The following is a 15,617-nucleotide window of genomic DNA, read 5'->3' on the forward strand; positions in this document are numbered from 1 at the left end:
ATGCAAACGAAAAAAAGTGAAATCTGGGTAGGTGTGTTCTTACTGGTTGCGTTGCTGGCTGCGCTGTTTGTCTGTCTCAAAGCCGCCAACGTAACCTCTTTACGTACCGAGCCGACGTATCGTATCTATGCCACCTTTGACAATATTGGTGGGCTGAAGGCGCGTTCGCCGGTCCGCATTGGCGGCGTGGTCGTGGGCCGGGTGGCGGATATTACGCTTGACCCGAAAACCTACCTGCCGCGGGTCGCGCTCGATATTGATGAGAGCTACAACCATATTCCTGATTCCAGCTCGCTGGCTATTCGTACCTCAGGTCTGCTGGGAGAACAGTATCTGGCGCTGAATATCGGTTTCGACGATCCGGAACTGGGGACGTCTATCCTTAAAGATGGCAGCACTATTCAGGACACCAAGTCTGCCATGGTTCTGGAAGACCTGATTGGTCAGTTCCTTTATAGCAGTAAGGGCAGTGACAATAAGAATTCTGGCGATGATTCGGCAGCGACAGATAGTCATACTAGCGCGACGCCACCGGCCGCCACGACGCATTAATTTCAGGAGAGACACCCTATGTTTAAACGTTTAATGATGATCGCCATGCTGGTGATTGCTCCCTTGACGGCTGCTACGGCGGCGGATCAGTCCAATCCCTATAAGCTGATGAACGAAGCGGCGCAGAAGACCTTCGATCGTCTGAAAAATGAACAGTCGAAGATTCAGGCTAACCCGAACTATCTGCGTGATATCGTTGACCAGGAGCTGATGCCGTATGTCCAGGTGAAGTATGCCGGCGCGCTGGTGCTGGGCCGGTATTACAAAGATGCGACCCCGACGCAGCGCGAAGCCTACTTTGTCGCCTTCCGTGAATACCTGAAGCAGGCCTACGGCCAGGCGCTGGCTATGTACCATGGTCAAACCTATCAAATTGCTCCGGAACAACCGCTGGGCGATGCAACTATCATCCCTATTCGCGTGACGATCATCGATCCCAATGGCCGCCCTCCGGTGCGCCTGGATTTCCAGTGGCGTAAAAACACCCAGACAGGTAACTGGCAGGCTTACGATATGATTGCCGAAGGGGTGAGCATGATCACCACCAAACAAAACGAGTGGAGCGACCTGCTGCGCACCAAAGGCGTTGATGGCCTGACCGCGCAACTGAAAGCGATCTCCGCGCAGCCGATCACTCTGGAACAGAAAAAATAATGACCGGGCAGCTGAGCTGGACTCGCGACGGCGAGCGACTGGCGCTGCACGGGGAGCTGGACCAGGATCTGCTGGTCCCGCTCTGGGAAGCCCGTGCACAAGCGACCGATGGCGTATCGACTATCGACCTGAGCGCGCTGACCCGGGTGGATACCGCCGGCCTGGCGCTGCTGATGCACTTTGTGGCGTTAATTCGCCACCAGGGCCGGGAAGCGAAACTGATTGGCAAGAGCGACAACCTGCAAACTTTAGTCAGTCTTTACAACCTTCCCGCCGATATGATCCCATAGTTTTTCAGTGCGTTACTGCTGAGGTTATCCTGAAAGCCCCATCAATATCTTCGATGGGGCTTTTTGCTTATTTAAGACCGCGCCACTTTCCTCTAAGATGTTGGGCTATTTTCACTACCAGATAAAATTTGAACCCATGGAAAATCATGAAATTCAGACCGTGCTGATGAACGCACTCTCCCTTCAGGAAGTCCACGTCTCTGGCGATGGCAGTCACTTTCAGGTTATTGCTGTGGGTGAGATGTTTGACGGCATGAGCCGGGTAAAAAAACAGCAGGCAGTCTACGCTCCGCTGATGGAATACATTGCCGACAACCGCATTCATGCTCTGTCGATCAAAGCATTTACCCCGCAAGAATGGGCCCGGGACCGCAAACTCAACGGCTTTTAAGCTGCAGGGATGTTCCCCGCAGCGTATGTGAATTCTTAACAGAGAACAGAATCAATGGATAAATTCCGTGTTCAGGGGCCGACACGCCTCCAGGGGGAAGTCACCATCTCCGGTGCAAAAAATGCCGCCCTGCCGATCCTCTTTGCTGCACTGCTGGCAGATGAGCCGATTGAGATCCAGAACGTACCAAAACTGAAAGACATCGATACCACGATGAAACTGCTGAGCCAGCTCGGCGCCAAAGTGAAACGCAATGGGTCAGTCTGGATCGATGCGGGTCCGGTCGACGTCTTCTGCGCGCCGTACGATCTGGTCAAAACAATGCGTGCTTCTATCTGGGCGCTGGGCCCGCTGGTGGCGCGCTTTGGTCAGGGACAGGTTTCACTGCCGGGCGGTTGTGCTATCGGTGCGCGTCCGGTCGATTTGCATATTATCGGCCTTGAGCAGCTGGGCGCAGAGATCAAACTGGAAGAAGGTTATGTGAAGGCGTCGGTTAACGGACGTCTTAAAGGCGCGCATATTGTGATGGATAAGGTCAGCGTCGGCGCGACCGTGACCATTATGAGTGCCGCGACGCTGGCGGAGGGCACCACCGTTATTGAAAACGCCGCTCGCGAGCCGGAAATCGTCGATACGGCGAACTTCCTCAACACGCTGGGCGCGAAAATTAAAGGTCAGGGGACTGACCGCATCACCATCGAAGGCGTAGCGCGTCTGGGTGGCGGCGTATACCGCGTTCTGCCTGACCGTATCGAAACCGGTACTTTCCTGGTCGCTGCGGCAATCTCCGGCGGTAAAATTGTTTGCCGCAACGCACAGCCTGATACCCTGGATGCCGTACTGGCCAAGCTGCGCGATGCGGGCGCTGATATTGAAACCGGCGAAGACTGGATTAGCCTGGATATGCACGGCAACCGTCCGAAAGCCGTCAATGTACGCACCGCGCCACACCCGGGGTTCCCGACCGACATGCAGGCGCAGTTCACGCTGCTGAACCTGGTTGCGGAAGGGACCGGCGTGATTACCGAAACGATCTTTGAAAACCGTTTCATGCACATTCCGGAACTGATCCGTATGGGTGCACACGCGGAGATCGAAAGCAATACGGCGATATGCCACGGCGTGGCGCAGCTCTCCGGTGCACAGGTGATGGCGACCGACCTGCGTGCGTCAGCAAGTCTGGTCCTGGCCGGCTGTATCGCGGAAGGCACCACGATTGTCGATCGTATCTACCACATCGATCGTGGATACGAGCGCATCGAAGATAAACTGCAGGCGCTGGGCGCAAATATCGAACGCGTAAAAGGCGAGTAACTCTGTAGTGATAACAGCCCCTTGACGTGTGTCCGGGGGCTGTTTTTTATTCCGTCCTGTTGCACTCAGCGAACCGCTTTCATTCGCTCTCTTTCTTCTGGCGTATCATTTGCGTTCTGTCGATAAACTGATGCGTTACCGGGTCATGATAGCGTGAGGGCCAGATAATCCACGGCTTGGTATCCAGCGCATGAGCAATAATCAGCTCGCCTTTTGGCCATGGCCGGGTCAATGCATTCGCCAGCGTTGAAGAACTCAAGCCGTTACGCCGCGACTCCGCTGCCAGCGAAGTCCCTTTTTTGCGCAATCCAGCAATGATATCTGCCGGATGCCAGTCGATGAACTTTTCCATAAATTCTCCTGGTGGTGATGATCCCGCTTGCCTGATATATGAGCAACGGAATGACTATACTCCCAGGTTTAATTAAGTTCTAACAAGTTCTTGTAAGTTGTCTTGATATTCGGAATATACCAGGAAATAAGGCGAGACATGAATTTTACTGGAACTTTATGGCCTGTTCCCGCGCCGTCGCGGGAACAGGGGAGGGGGAATCAGTGGTCGCGTTGTACCGCAATATGGGCAAGACCGATAAGCGCTTCACGCCATGGGGAATCCGGTAAGACCTGAAGCACCGCAATGGCTTTGTCCGCTTCCTCTTCCGCGCGTTTACGGGTCCACTCCAGTGAGCCGCAGGTCGCCATCGTCTCGAGAACCGCGTCGAGAAGGTGACGCCCGTTGCCTTGCTCAATCGCTCCGCGAATCATCGCTGACTGCTCTGGAGTGCCATGACGCATGGCATGCAATAACGGTAACGTCGGTTTGCCTTCGTTCAGGTCATCACCCACGTTTTTGCCGAGACGCTCACCATCAGAGCTGTAGTCCAGTAAATCGTCGATCAGCTGGAATGCCGTGCCGAGATAACGACCATAGTCCTGAAGCGCTTGCTCCTGTTCTGCGGTACAACCGGCCAGGATGCCGGAACACTGTGCGGCGGCTTCAAACAGACGGGCTGTTTTGCTGTAAATTACCCGCATATAGTTTTCTTCGGTGATGTCCGGGTCGTTGACGTTCATCAACTGCAGCACTTCGCCTTCGGCAATGACGTTAACGGCTTTAGACATCACTTCCAGCACTTTTAACGAGCCGAGGCTGGTCATCATCTGGAAAGAGCGGGTATAGATAAAATCACCAACCAGCACGCTGGCTGCGTTGCCAAAAGCGGCGTTTGCCGTCGCCTTGCCGCGGCGCATATCGGATTCATCAACGACATCATCATGCAACAAGGTGGCGGTATGAATAAATTCGATCAGTGCGGCAATAGTGACATGCGCGTCGCCCTGGTAACCCACTGCCCGGGCGGCAAGAACCGCAATCATCGGACGAATACGTTTACCGCCTCCGCTAACGATGTAATAGCCTAATTGATTGATAAGCTGAACATCTGAGTCAAGTTGCTCAAGGATTGTCGCATTGACACCCGCCATATCCTGCGCGGTTAACTCATTGATTTTTTCTAAATTCATCGCAAAAGCCGGGCCACATGTCCTGTTACCGCGAATCCAGGTGGGTTCACAGAAGGATTAAGATAGAATTAAACGAAGCTATGATTGTACTGAAAAATTGCCATAGATAAACGTTAGCGTGAAAGTTGTGTTTTTTTTCTGCGTTGATCGCTAATCGCTCTTGTCAAAGGCTCGCGTTTTGCGTAATATTCGCGCCCTATTGTGAATATTTATAGCGCACTCTGAATCACACGAAGAGGTGCGCGGAAGCGGAGTTTTATATGTACGCGGTTTTCCAAAGTGGTGGTAAACAACACCGAGTAAGCGAAGGTCAGACCATTCGCCTGGAAAAGCTGGACATCGCAACTGGCGAAGCTGTTGAGTTCGCTGAAGTGCTGATGATCGCAAACGGTGAAGAAATCAAGATCGGCGTTCCTTTCGTTGAGGGCGGCGTAATCAAAGCTGAAGTTGTTGCTCACGGTCGTGGCGAGAAAGTTAAAATCGTTAAGTTTCGTCGTCGTAAACACTACCGTAAGCAGCAGGGCCATCGTCAGTGGTTCACTGATGTGAAAATTACTGGCATCAGCGCCTAAGACCTGAGGAGAGATTTAAATGGCACATAAAAAGGCTGGCGGCTCAACTCGTAACGGTCGCGACTCAGAAGCTAAACGCCTGGGCGTTAAGCGTTTCGGTGGCGAATCCGTTCTGGCGGGTAGCATCATCGTTCGTCAGCGTGGCACCAAATTCCACGCAGGCACCAACGTAGGTTGCGGTCGTGACCACACTCTGTTTGCTAAAGCAGACGGTAAAGTGAAATTTGAAGTTAAAGGCCCGAACAACCGTAAATACATCAGCATCGTTGCTGAGTAAGTTTTTCGTGGTCCGGTAACGGATTAAAGCCCCGCAACGTGTTGCGGGGCTTTTTACATTAGAATCCCGGATATTTTTCTGCAGGGAAAACGGGTATGAAGCAGCAGGCCGGCATTGGCATTCTTTTGGCCCTCACCACCGCGATGTGCTGGGGAGCGTTGCCCATTGCCATGAAGCAGGTTCTTGAAGTGATGGCGCCGCCGACGGTGGTGTTTTATCGCTTTTTGATGGCAAGTATCGGCCTTGGCACAATCCTCGCTATCAGAGGTAAACTGCCGCCGCTGCGCCTCTTTCGCAAACCGCGCTGGCTGGTTCTACTGGCCATTGCGACGGGCGGCCTGTTTGGTAACTTCATTCTGTTCAGCTCTTCCCTGCAATATCTTAGCCCCACGGCTTCTCAGGTGATCGGACAGCTATCTCCGGTCGGTATGATGGTGGCCAGCGTATTCATCCTTAAGGAGAAAATGCGTGGTACCCAGGTCGTGGGAGCACTGATGTTGATTTGCGGGCTGGTGATGTTCTTTAACACCAGCCTGATTGAGATTTTTACCCGCCTGACGGATTACACGTGGGGGGTAATTTTTGGCGTTGCAGCGGCTGCGGTTTGGGTCAGCTACGGCGTCGCGCAAAAGGTGTTATTACGCCGCCTGGCGTCACAGCAAATCCTCTTTTTGCTGTACACTTTATGTACGATAGCGTTGCTGCCGTTGGCGACGCTCTCACAAGTTCTGGCGTTAAGCAACTGGCAACTGGCGTGCCTGATTTTCTGCGGGTTAAATACCCTGGTAGGCTACGGTGCGCTGGCGGAAGCCATGGCGCGCTGGCAGGCAGCTCAGGTGAGCGCGTTGATTACCTTAACGCCATTGTTTACGCTGCTTTTTTCAGATTTATTATCACTGGCCTGGCCCGATGTTTTCGCCAGACCGATGTTAAACCTGTTAGGTTATCTCGGTGCGTTTGTCGTGGTTGCGGGCGCGATGTATTCCGCCATAGGCCACCGTCTTTGGGGTGGCTTACGTAAGCGTGAAGCGGTTGTACCGCTGCCCCGCTCAGGCGAATGATTTTCGGAGAGTAAAATGAAGTTTGTTGATGAAGCAACAATCCTGGTCGTAGCAGGTGATGGCGGCAATGGTTGCGTTAGCTTCCGCCGTGAAAAATATATCCCGAGAGGCGGCCCGGACGGCGGCGACGGTGGTGATGGTGGTGATGTCTGGCTGGAAGCGGACGAAAACCTGAACACCCTGATCGATTACCGTTTTGAAAAATCCTTCCGCGCTGAGCGTGGACAGAATGGCCAGAGTCGCGACTGTACCGGTAAACGTGGTAAAGACGTGTCGGTCAAAGTGCCTGTAGGGACCCGCGTTATCGATCAAGGGACCGGCGAAGTCATGGGCGATATGACTAAGCATGGTCAGCGTCTGATGGTCGCTAAAGGCGGCTGGCACGGTCTGGGCAACACCCGTTTCAAATCGTCCGTCAACCGTACTCCGCGTCAGAAAACGATGGGGACGCCGGGTGACAAGCGCGATCTGCAGCTGGAGCTGATGCTGCTGGCAGACGTCGGGATGCTGGGTATGCCGAATGCCGGTAAATCCACCTTCATCCGCGCCGTTTCTGCGGCGAAGCCGAAAGTGGCTGATTATCCGTTTACCACGCTGGTGCCGAGCCTTGGCGTTGTGCGTATGGATAACGAGAAGAGCTTCGTTGTTGCGGATATTCCTGGGCTTATCGAAGGCGCCGCGGAAGGTGCAGGTCTGGGTATTCGCTTCCTGAAACACCTTGAACGCTGCCGCGTGCTGCTGCACCTCATCGATATCGAGCCGATCGACGGTTCCGATCCGGTTGAGAATGCGCGCATTATCATCGGTGAACTGGAAAAATACAGCGAGAAGCTGGCTGAAAAACCACGTTGGTTGGTCTTCAATAAGATTGACCTGATGGATAAAGCGGAAGCTGAAGCGAAGGCGAAAGCCATTGCCGATGCGCTGGGCTGGGAAGATAAGTTCTACCTGATCTCCGCGGCAAGCCAGCAGGGCGTGAAAGATCTGTGCTGGGACGTGATGACCTTTATCATCGAGAACCCAATCGTTCATGCACAGGAAGAGAAAGCGCCTGAAAAAGTCGAGTTTATGTGGGACGACTACCACCGTCAGCAGCTTGAAGAAGCCGAAGTTGAAGTCGAAGACGACGAAGACTGGGATGACGACTGGGACGAAGACGACGAAGAAGGCGTCGAGTTCATCTATAAGCGTTAAGTTGCTGGAGCGCCCCGGTACATTGCCGATCGGGGCGACGGCAGGACTGCTGCCCGGATATGCCGGAAAGCGGTGCAGAACGCACTAAAAAGGGCCGCATTTGATGCGGCCCTTTGTATTAGTTGTTCTGGTACAAATCCTTATACAATCGACTCTCGAAGCGTACCAGCGGGATCCGGCGGTTGCGCTGATCCGCAGGCGGTACCGCATAGCCTGATAAGTATTGTACGAAGGCGATTTTTTGCCCGCTGGCGGCGGTGATGAAACCTGCGAGGTTGTAAACGCCCTGCAGAGAACCCGTTTTGGCCGACACTTTACCATCGACCCCTGCCTGATTCAGGCCTGCACGATACTGCAGCGAGCCATCGTGGCCAGCCAGCGGCAGCATGGAGATGAAGTTGAGTTCATTATCGTGCTGGGCGATATATTGCAGCACCTGCATCATGGTTGCCGGAGCAATCAGGTTATGCCGCGACAGACCGGAACCGTCGGCAATAATCGTATTACCGAGATCAATGCCGGCCTGTTGACGCAGGATCTGGCGCACCGCATCCGAACCGGCACGCCAGGTACCTGGTACCCCAAGACGAGCGTGACCAATGGTGCGAAAGACGGTGTCCGCGATCATGTTGTCTGATTTTTTTAACATGATCCGCAGGAGGTCGTGCAGCGGAGCTGATTGCGTCGTAGCCAGCACGGTTCCCGGATCGTTCGCCAGAGTCTGGCGCAGCAGCGTACCGCTATAGGTAATCCCTGCCTGGGTCAGTTCGGACTTCAGGATCACGCCAGCATAGCTTGCGCCATCCTGAATGGCGAAAGCCAGCGGTAAGGGCTCACTACGCTGTGGCAGGCAACCCGTCAGGGTATAGCGGTTCAGGTCGCCGGTCACCACGTCGAGTTCGCAGTACTGGGCCTCCGCGGAGCCGCGGGCCAGCGTTCTCACCTGGCTAAACATCGTCACCGGGTAGTACGACGCGACGCGAATAAAGGCCAGATCGCCAGGTTTTTGCGCGCTATAAAGTGAGACAGAAAAACAGTTACGATCGACGATAGCGGCCGCAGGCGGGGCGCTAAAGCATTGGGTCATGTCGTTCCACGGCCAGCCCGGCGCTTTGTCGTGGCTGGCGAAGACCGAGGTATCAATCAAGACGTTCCCCTCGATCCGCTGGACGCCCGCTTTTTTTAGCGTCGCCACCATATTGCGAATATCCTGACGTTTCAGCGTGGGATCGCCGCCAAAACGGGCAATCAGGTCGCCTTTTAGCACGCCGCCATCAAGGCTGCCTTTGGTTTCCAGCGTGGTGGTAAAACGAAAGTTCGGCCCGAGCTGCAGCAGAGCGGCCAGCGCAGTGATCACCTTCTGGGTACTGGCGGGGAGTGCCATCTGCTGGCTGTGGAAATCTATCTCCGGCGTCGGGGAGCCAACCTTCTGCGCCATGAAGGCGAGGTTAGCACCCGCAGGCAGCTGGGTGATATATTCGTCAATGTTCGCCGCCTGAGCGCTAAACGCTATACCGGCGGTCAATCCGATGATAAATCTGGGAAATCGCATAATCTCGCGCTAACAACCTGAAACCAGGTCGTCATACTACGGTGCAACACCCTGTAAAGTAAACGATGACCCATAGTGAACTTCAGGGTAAAATACGTATCAAATTGAAAATTGCTGCTGACCTGGGGAATGTTTTCCGGGTCGGTTTTCTTTTTGCTCCTGTCCTGCTCAATGCCTGACTGGTGGCGGAACGGCGGCGTCCGTTCTATGAAGGAATGATAAAGAGGTATAACAAATGCAAGCTATTCCGATGACCTTACGTGGTGCTGAAAAACTTCGCGAAGAACTGGATTTTCTGAAGTCCGTTCGTCGTCCTGAAATCATCGCTGCTATTGCCGATGCGCGCGAACATGGCGATCTGAAAGAGAACGCTGAGTACCACGCAGCCCGCGAGCAGCAAGGTTTCTGCGAAGGCCGCATTAAGGATATTGAAGCTAAGCTGTCCAATGCACAGGTTATCGATATCACCAAAATGCCGAACAACGGGCGGGTGATTTTTGGTGCAACCGTAAAGGTCCTGAACCTCGATACCGATGAAGAACAGACTTACCGCATCGTGGGTGATGATGAAGCTGATTTTAAGCAAAATCTGATCTCTGTAAATTCACCGATTGCCCGTGGTTTGATCGGTAAAGAACAGGACGATGTAGTGACAATCCGCACACCAGGCGGCGAAGTAGAATACGAAATTATCAAGGTCGAGTACCTTTAATCCGTATTTCCCGCTACCATGTTGATGGATTGTAAAGAAAGGAAAAAGGCCGCATAGCGGCCTTTTATCAACGTCCGGAGCATGGCATTTTGCTCGTCTACCCGTAGAAATCCCTCGTTTTACACAAAGTTGTGTCGAGATTCAGGATATTCTTAGCGTGGCAGCGAGATTTTACGCTCTTTAGTTGGGCGATACAGGACCAGCGTTTTACCGATGACCTGTACGTTACAGGCGCCGGTTTCGCGCACGATAGCTTCCACGATCAAGGTTTTAGTTTCGCGGTCTTCCGATGCGATTTTCACCTTGATGAGCTCATGGTGCTCTAACGCTTGTTCGATCTCGGCCAGTACCCCTTCGGTCAAACCATTGTTGCCAAGCATAACTACCGGCTTGAGCGGATGTGCCAGACCTTTCAGGTGCTGTTTTTGTTTAGTACTCAGATTCATCGTATTTTTTTGCTTACGTTGGGATTGAAAACGGTTCATTCTACCGCCATCTCCCATATATCGCCAAACTACCGTGTCGATTTTTACGTCGCAAAGTATGATGAACCCGAAACGGGAATGTTAAATGACAGGTAAAAAGCGTTCTGCCAGCTCAAGCCGCTGGCTTCAGGAACACTTTAGCGATAAATATGTTCAACAGGCACAGAAAAAGGGGTTACGTTCCCGTGCCTGGTTTAAACTTGATGAAATACAGCAAAGTGACAAGATTTTTAAACCGGGGATGACCATTGTTGACCTCGGCGCTGCACCCGGTGGCTGGTCGCAATATGCGGTTACGCAGATCGGAAACAGCGGCCGCATCATCGCTTGCGATCTTTTACCTATGGATCCAATCGTTGGTGTGGACTTCCTTCAGGGCGACTTTCGTGATGAATTAGTTCTGAAAGCGTTACTTGAACGCGTAGGTGACAGTAAAGTGCAGGTTGTCATGTCCGATATGGCACCAAACATGTGTGGAACACCGGCGGTGGATATTCCCCGGGCCATGTATTTGGTGGAGCTGGCGCTTGGAATGGCTCGTGATGTATTAGCGCCGGGTGGTAGTTTTGTAGTGAAGGTGTTCCAGGGCGAAGGCTTCGATGAGTATCTAAGAGAAATTCGCTCCCTGTTTACGAAGGTCAAAGTTCGTAAGCCGGACTCTTCTCGCGCACGTTCGCGTGAAGTGTACATTGTAGCGACCGGGCGTAAACCATAACCGGTAGATTTCAAACGAAAGTTTGAAAGACGCTGGATATAGAGTATCCTGACGCTGTTTTTAACACAGTTGTAATAAGAGGTTAATCCCTTGAGTGACATGGCGAAAAACCTAATACTCTGGCTGGTCATTGCCGTTGTGCTGATGTCAGTATTCCAGAGCTTTGGGCCCAGCGAGTCTAATGGCCGTAAGGTGGATTATTCAACCTTCCTGCAAGAGGTCAACCAGGACCAGGTTCGCGAAGCGCGTATCAACGGACGTGAGATCAACGTTACCAAGAAAGATAGTAACCGTTACACGACTTACATTCCGGTCAACGATCCGAAGCTGCTCGATAACCTGTTGACGAAAAACGTCAAAGTGGTTGGCGAACCGCCGGAAGAACCTAGCCTGCTGGCTTCCATCTTTATTTCCTGGTTCCCGATGCTCTTGCTGATCGGTGTCTGGATCTTCTTCATGCGTCAAATGCAGGGCGGCGGCGGAAAGGGCGCGATGTCCTTCGGCAAAAGCAAAGCCCGTATGCTGACGGAAGACCAGATCAAAACCACTTTTGCTGATGTTGCCGGTTGCGACGAGGCGAAAGAGGAAGTGGGTGAACTGGTTGAATACCTGCGTGAACCGAGCCGCTTCCAGAAGCTGGGCGGTAAAATCCCGAAAGGCGTCCTGATGGTCGGCCCTCCGGGTACCGGTAAAACGCTGCTGGCAAAAGCTATCGCCGGCGAAGCGAAAGTACCGTTCTTCACCATTTCCGGTTCTGACTTCGTAGAAATGTTCGTTGGCGTGGGCGCATCTCGCGTGCGTGACATGTTCGAACAGGCCAAGAAAGCGGCACCGTGCATTATCTTCATCGATGAAATCGACGCCGTCGGTCGCCAGCGTGGCGCTGGTCTGGGCGGTGGTCACGATGAACGTGAACAGACGCTTAACCAGATGCTGGTTGAGATGGATGGCTTCGAAGGTAACGAAGGCATTATCGTTATCGCGGCGACCAACCGTCCGGACGTACTTGACCCGGCGCTGCTGCGTCCAGGCCGTTTCGACCGTCAGGTTGTCGTGGGGCTGCCGGATGTCCGCGGTCGTGAACAGATTCTGAAAGTTCACATGCGTCGCGTACCGCTGTCGCCGGATATCGACGCGGCAATCATTGCGCGCGGTACCCCGGGCTTCTCGGGTGCTGACCTGGCGAACCTGGTCAACGAAGCCGCTTTGTTTGCTGCCCGTGGCAACAAACGCGTGGTATCGATGGTCGAGTTCGAAAAAGCGAAAGACAAAATCATGATGGGTGCGGAACGTCGCTCCATGGTGATGACCGAAGCGCAGAAAGAATCCACCGCTTACCACGAAGCGGGCCATGCGATTATCGGCCGCCTGGTACCGGAGCACGATCCGGTGCATAAAGTGACGATTATTCCGCGCGGTCGTGCGTTGGGTGTGACCTTCTTCCTGCCGGAAGGCGATGCTATCAGCGCCAGCCGTCAGAAGCTGGAAAGTCAGATTTCGACCCTGTACGGCGGTCGTCTGGCGGAAGAGATTATCTACGGCGTAGAACATGTTTCTACCGGGGCGTCGAACGACATTAAAGTCGCGACCAACCTGGCGCGTAACATGGTCACGCAGTGGGGCTTCTCTGACAAACTCGGTCCGCTGCTGTATGCAGAGGAAGAGGGCGAAGTGTTCCTCGGTCGTAGCGTCGCGAAAGCGAAACATATGTCCGATGAGACAGCACGTATCATCGACCAGGAAGTGAAATCGCTGGTTGAACGCAACTACAACCGTGCTCGTCAGATTCTGAATGACAACATGGACATCCTGCATTCGATGAAAGATGCGCTCATGAAATATGAGACCATCGACGCACCGCAGATTGATGACCTGATGGCTCGTCGCGAAGTTCGCCCACCTGCGGGATGGGAAGATCCGAACGGCACCAATAATTCTGGCAACAATGGCACCCCGAGTGCGCCGCGTCCGGTCGATGAACCGCGTACGCCGAACCCGGGTAACACCATGTCAGAGCAACTGGGCGACAAATAAGTTAGCCGCTATTGATGTTGTTATGTCTATTGAAACCCCGGGGCGCCAGCCGCTCCGGGGTTTTTCTTTTTATTAACCTTCCGGATTCATGGATTTCGCGATGAAACTCGTAGCCCAGGGCTCAACCCTCGACCTCTCCCATCCTCACGTAATGGGTATCCTTAACGTGACGCCAGATTCATTCTCTGATGGCGGCACACATAACTCGCTCGTGGAGGCGGTTAAGCATGCCAACCTGATGATAAACGCGGGAGCGACTATCATCGATATCGGCGGCGAATCGACCCGTCCGGGAGCGTTGGATGTGAGCGTCGAGGAAGAGCTGGCGCGCGTGATTCCGGTTGTGGAGGCGGTTGCCCAGCGTTTTGAAGTCTGGATTTCGGTAGACACTTCGAAGCCAGAAGTGATCCGTGAGTCCGCACGGGCAGGCGCACATATTATTAACGATATCCGTTCGCTGACCGAGCCTGGGGCGCTGGAAGCCGCGGCGCAAACCGGGCTACCGGTGTGTCTGATGCATATGCAGGGACAGCCAAAAACGATGCAGGAAGCGCCGAAGTACGATGATGTTTTTGCCGACGTCGCGCGCTTTTTCACCGAGCATATCGTGCGCTGTGAGCAGGCCGGTATCGCAAAAGAGAAATTGTTGCTCGACCCGGGATTCGGTTTCGGTAAAAATCTTGCCCATAATTATGAGCTACTTGCCCGACTCGGCGAGTTCCACCAGTTCGGTCTCCCGCTGCTGGTCGGCATGTCGCGTAAGTCGATGGTTGGCCAACTGCTTAACGTCGGGCCGGCGGAACGCCTCAGCGGTAGCCTGGCGTGTGCAGTGATTGCAGCGATGCAGGGCGCGCAGATTATTCGCGTCCATGACGTCAAAGAAACGGTAGAAGCGCTACGCGTGGTGGAAGCCACCCTGAGCACAAAGGAAAATAAACGTTATGAGTAACCGCAAATATTTTGGCACCGATGGTATCCGTGGCCGCGTAGGCGATGCGCCCATCACCCCGGAATTCGTGCTCAAACTGGGCTGGGCCGCGGGCAAGGTGCTGGCGCGTCACGGTTCACGCAAAATCATTATTGGTAAAGATACCCGTATCTCTGGCTATATGCTGGAATCGGCGCTGGAGGCAGGACTGGCTGCGGCGGGGCTTTCCGCTTCTTTTACCGGCCCGATGCCCACTCCGGCGGTGGCTTACCTGACGCGAGCCTTCCGTGCTGAAGCCGGGATTGTCATTTCAGCTTCGCATAACCCGTTTTATGACAACGGGATCAAATTCTTCTCTATTGAAGGCACCAAGCTGCCGGATAACGTAGAAGAGGCGATTGAAGCGGAAATGGAAAAAGAGCTCACCTGCGTTGATTCTGCTGAGCTGGGGAAAGCCAGCCGCATCGTAGATGCCGCGGGGCGTTATATTGAATTCTGCAAAGGCACCTTCCCGAACGAACTGAGTCTGAATGCGCTCAAAGTGGTTGTCGACTGCGCCCATGGCGCGACCTATCACATCGCCCCGAATGTGTTCCGCGAGTTGGGTGCTCAGGTGATCGCGATGGGTTGTGAGCCGAACGGGCTCAACATCAACGAAGAGGTCGGGGCAACCGACGTACGCGCCCTGCAGGCGCGCGTGCTGGCCGAAAAAGCCGATCTGGGTATCGCCTATGATGGCGATGGCGACCGCGTCATTATGGTCGACCATGAAGGTAATAAGGTCGATGGCGATCAGATTCTGTATATCATCGCCCGGGAAGGTCTGCGGCAGGGCCAGCTGCGCGGCGGCGCGGTGGGAACGTTAATGAGTAACATGGGGCTGGAGCTGGCGCTAAAGCAGCTGGGCATTCCGTTTGCCCGGGCTAAAGTGGGTGACCGCTATGTCCTCGAGAAGCTACAGGAGAAAGGCTGGCGTATCGGGGCGGAAAACTCCGGCCACGTTATCCTGCTGGATAAAACCACCACCGGTGACGGTATCGTCGCCAGCCTGCAGGTTGTGGCAGCGATGGTGCGTAACCACATGAGTCTGCATGACCTGTGTAGCGGCATGAAAATGTTCCCACAAATTCTGGTCAACGTCCGTTTCACTGAAGGCAGTGGTAACCCGCTGGAACATGAAAACGTGAAAGCGGTGATGGCTGAAGTGGAAGCGGCATTGGGCAATCGTGGTCGTGTGCTGCTGCGCAAATCGGGTACTGAGCCACTTATTCGCGTCATGGTCGAAGGCGAGCATGAAGAGCAGGTACATGAGTTCGCGCATCGTATCGCCGATGCGGTGAAAAACGCCTGATTAAGCCGGTT

General features: G+C 53.9%; 18 protein-coding genes. 14 read left to right on the forward strand and 4 right to left on the reverse strand.

Going from position 1 to position 15,617, the window contains the following annotated elements:
- From mlaD to murA, 5 genes are all read left to right on the forward strand, one after another.
- Window positions 1-552: an outer membrane lipid asymmetry maintenance protein MlaD gene (gene mlaD / locus BV390_RS07675; protein ID WP_032690570.1), complete on the forward strand. Its 552-nt coding sequence runs from the start codon at window positions 1-3 to the stop codon at window positions 550-552.
- Window positions 553-570: 18 nt separating this feature from the next.
- The gene (mlaC, locus tag BV390_RS07680) at window positions 571-1,206 is read left to right on the forward strand and encodes a phospholipid-binding protein MlaC (RefSeq protein WP_085396774.1); all 636 of its coding nucleotides are present in this window, start codon (window positions 571-573) and stop codon (window positions 1,204-1,206) included.
- Window positions 1,206-1,496 carry a lipid asymmetry maintenance protein MlaB gene (gene mlaB / locus BV390_RS07685; RefSeq protein WP_032690572.1) on the forward strand — a complete coding sequence of 97 codons (291 nt, stop codon included), beginning with the start codon at window positions 1,206-1,208 and terminating at the stop codon, window positions 1,494-1,496. Before mlaC ends, mlaB begins: the two co-directional genes overlap by 1 nt.
- 136 nt (window positions 1,497-1,632) lie before the next feature.
- On the forward strand, window positions 1,633-1,887 hold the full coding sequence (gene ibaG, locus BV390_RS07690) for a BolA family iron metabolism protein IbaG (RefSeq protein ID WP_015585657.1): 255 nt from the start codon (window positions 1,633-1,635) through the stop codon (window positions 1,885-1,887).
- Window positions 1,888-1,941: 54 nt separating this feature from the next.
- Window positions 1,942-3,201 (forward strand): UDP-N-acetylglucosamine 1-carboxyvinyltransferase, encoded by a 1,260-nt coding sequence (gene murA, locus BV390_RS07695; protein WP_032690573.1) that lies wholly within the window; start codon window positions 1,942-1,944, stop codon window positions 3,199-3,201.
- Window positions 3,202-3,280: 79 nt separating this feature from the next.
- Here the strand turns inward: murA and sfsB are convergent, their stop codons facing one another.
- On the reverse strand, window positions 3,281-3,553 hold the full coding sequence (gene sfsB / locus BV390_RS07700) for a DNA-binding transcriptional regulator SfsB (RefSeq protein WP_032690574.1): 273 nt from the start codon (window positions 3,551-3,553) through the stop codon (window positions 3,281-3,283).
- A 200-nt stretch (window positions 3,554-3,753) separates the two neighbouring features.
- Complete coding sequence (gene ispB, locus BV390_RS07705) at window positions 3,754-4,725, reverse strand: octaprenyl diphosphate synthase (RefSeq protein ID WP_032690575.1); 972 nt, start codon at window positions 4,723-4,725, stop codon at window positions 3,754-3,756.
- A 260-nt stretch (window positions 4,726-4,985) separates the two neighbouring features.
- Here ispB and rplU point away from each other — a divergent pair, with 260 nt between their 5' ends.
- The 4 genes from rplU (at window position 4,986) to cgtA (ending at window position 7,829) form a co-directional block, all read left to right on the forward strand.
- A complete protein-coding gene (rplU, locus tag BV390_RS07710) occupies window positions 4,986-5,297 on the forward strand; it encodes a 50S ribosomal protein L21 (RefSeq protein ID WP_004106123.1) in 312 nt (103 codons plus the stop codon).
- A 19-nt stretch (window positions 5,298-5,316) separates the two neighbouring features.
- Entirely contained in the window at window positions 5,317-5,574 is a 258-nt protein-coding gene (gene rpmA / locus BV390_RS07715) for a 50S ribosomal protein L27 (protein ID WP_003861831.1), read from the forward strand.
- A 95-nt stretch (window positions 5,575-5,669) separates the two neighbouring features.
- Window positions 5,670-6,635, forward strand: a complete 966-nt coding sequence (locus tag BV390_RS07720; protein WP_015585658.1) for a DMT family transporter — start codon at window positions 5,670-5,672, stop codon at window positions 6,633-6,635.
- Window positions 6,636-6,650: 15 nt separating this feature from the next.
- Window positions 6,651-7,829, forward strand: a complete 1,179-nt coding sequence (cgtA, locus tag BV390_RS07725) for an Obg family GTPase CgtA (RefSeq protein WP_032690576.1) — start codon at window positions 6,651-6,653, stop codon at window positions 7,827-7,829.
- A gap of 118 nt (window positions 7,830-7,947) precedes the next feature.
- Here the strand turns inward: cgtA and dacB are convergent, their stop codons facing one another.
- Window positions 7,948-9,381 carry a serine-type D-Ala-D-Ala carboxypeptidase gene (dacB, locus tag BV390_RS07730; protein ID WP_032690577.1) on the reverse strand — a complete coding sequence of 478 codons (1,434 nt, stop codon included), beginning with the start codon at window positions 9,379-9,381 and terminating at the stop codon, window positions 7,948-7,950.
- Between the two features lie 235 nt (window positions 9,382-9,616).
- Between dacB and greA the strand changes: the two genes are divergently transcribed.
- Window positions 9,617-10,093 (forward strand): transcription elongation factor GreA, encoded by a 477-nt coding sequence (greA, locus tag BV390_RS07735; protein ID WP_004868107.1) that lies wholly within the window; start codon window positions 9,617-9,619, stop codon window positions 10,091-10,093.
- 152 nt (window positions 10,094-10,245) lie between these two features.
- Here the strand turns inward: greA and yhbY are convergent, their stop codons facing one another.
- Window positions 10,246-10,539, reverse strand: a complete 294-nt coding sequence (gene yhbY / locus BV390_RS07740) for a ribosome assembly RNA-binding protein YhbY (protein WP_004139797.1) — start codon at window positions 10,537-10,539, stop codon at window positions 10,246-10,248.
- Window positions 10,540-10,663: 124 nt separating this feature from the next.
- On the opposite strand from yhbY, the gene rlmE reads away from it, so the two are divergent.
- The 4 genes from rlmE (at window position 10,664) to glmM (ending at window position 15,606) form a co-directional block, all read left to right on the forward strand.
- The gene (rlmE, locus tag BV390_RS07750; protein ID WP_004106110.1) at window positions 10,664-11,293 is read left to right on the forward strand and encodes a 23S rRNA (uridine(2552)-2'-O)-methyltransferase RlmE; all 630 of its coding nucleotides are present in this window, start codon (window positions 10,664-10,666) and stop codon (window positions 11,291-11,293) included.
- Window positions 11,294-11,392: 99 nt separating this feature from the next.
- On the forward strand, window positions 11,393-13,327 hold the full coding sequence (gene ftsH, locus BV390_RS07755; RefSeq protein WP_015585660.1) for an ATP-dependent zinc metalloprotease FtsH: 1,935 nt from the start codon (window positions 11,393-11,395) through the stop codon (window positions 13,325-13,327).
- A 100-nt stretch (window positions 13,328-13,427) separates the two neighbouring features.
- Window positions 13,428-14,276 (forward strand): dihydropteroate synthase, encoded by an 849-nt coding sequence (folP, locus tag BV390_RS07760; protein ID WP_032690578.1) that lies wholly within the window; start codon window positions 13,428-13,430, stop codon window positions 14,274-14,276.
- Entirely contained in the window at window positions 14,269-15,606 is a 1,338-nt protein-coding gene (gene glmM, locus BV390_RS07765) for a phosphoglucosamine mutase (protein WP_032690579.1), read from the forward strand. The genes folP and glmM overlap by 8 nt, the downstream gene beginning before the upstream one ends.
- The last annotated feature ends 11 nt before the right edge of the window (window positions 15,607-15,617 follow it).

The organism is Klebsiella sp. YJ (genome assembly GCF_002108615.1).
GTDB lineage: Bacteria > Pseudomonadota > Gammaproteobacteria > Enterobacterales > Enterobacteriaceae > Klebsiella > Klebsiella planticola.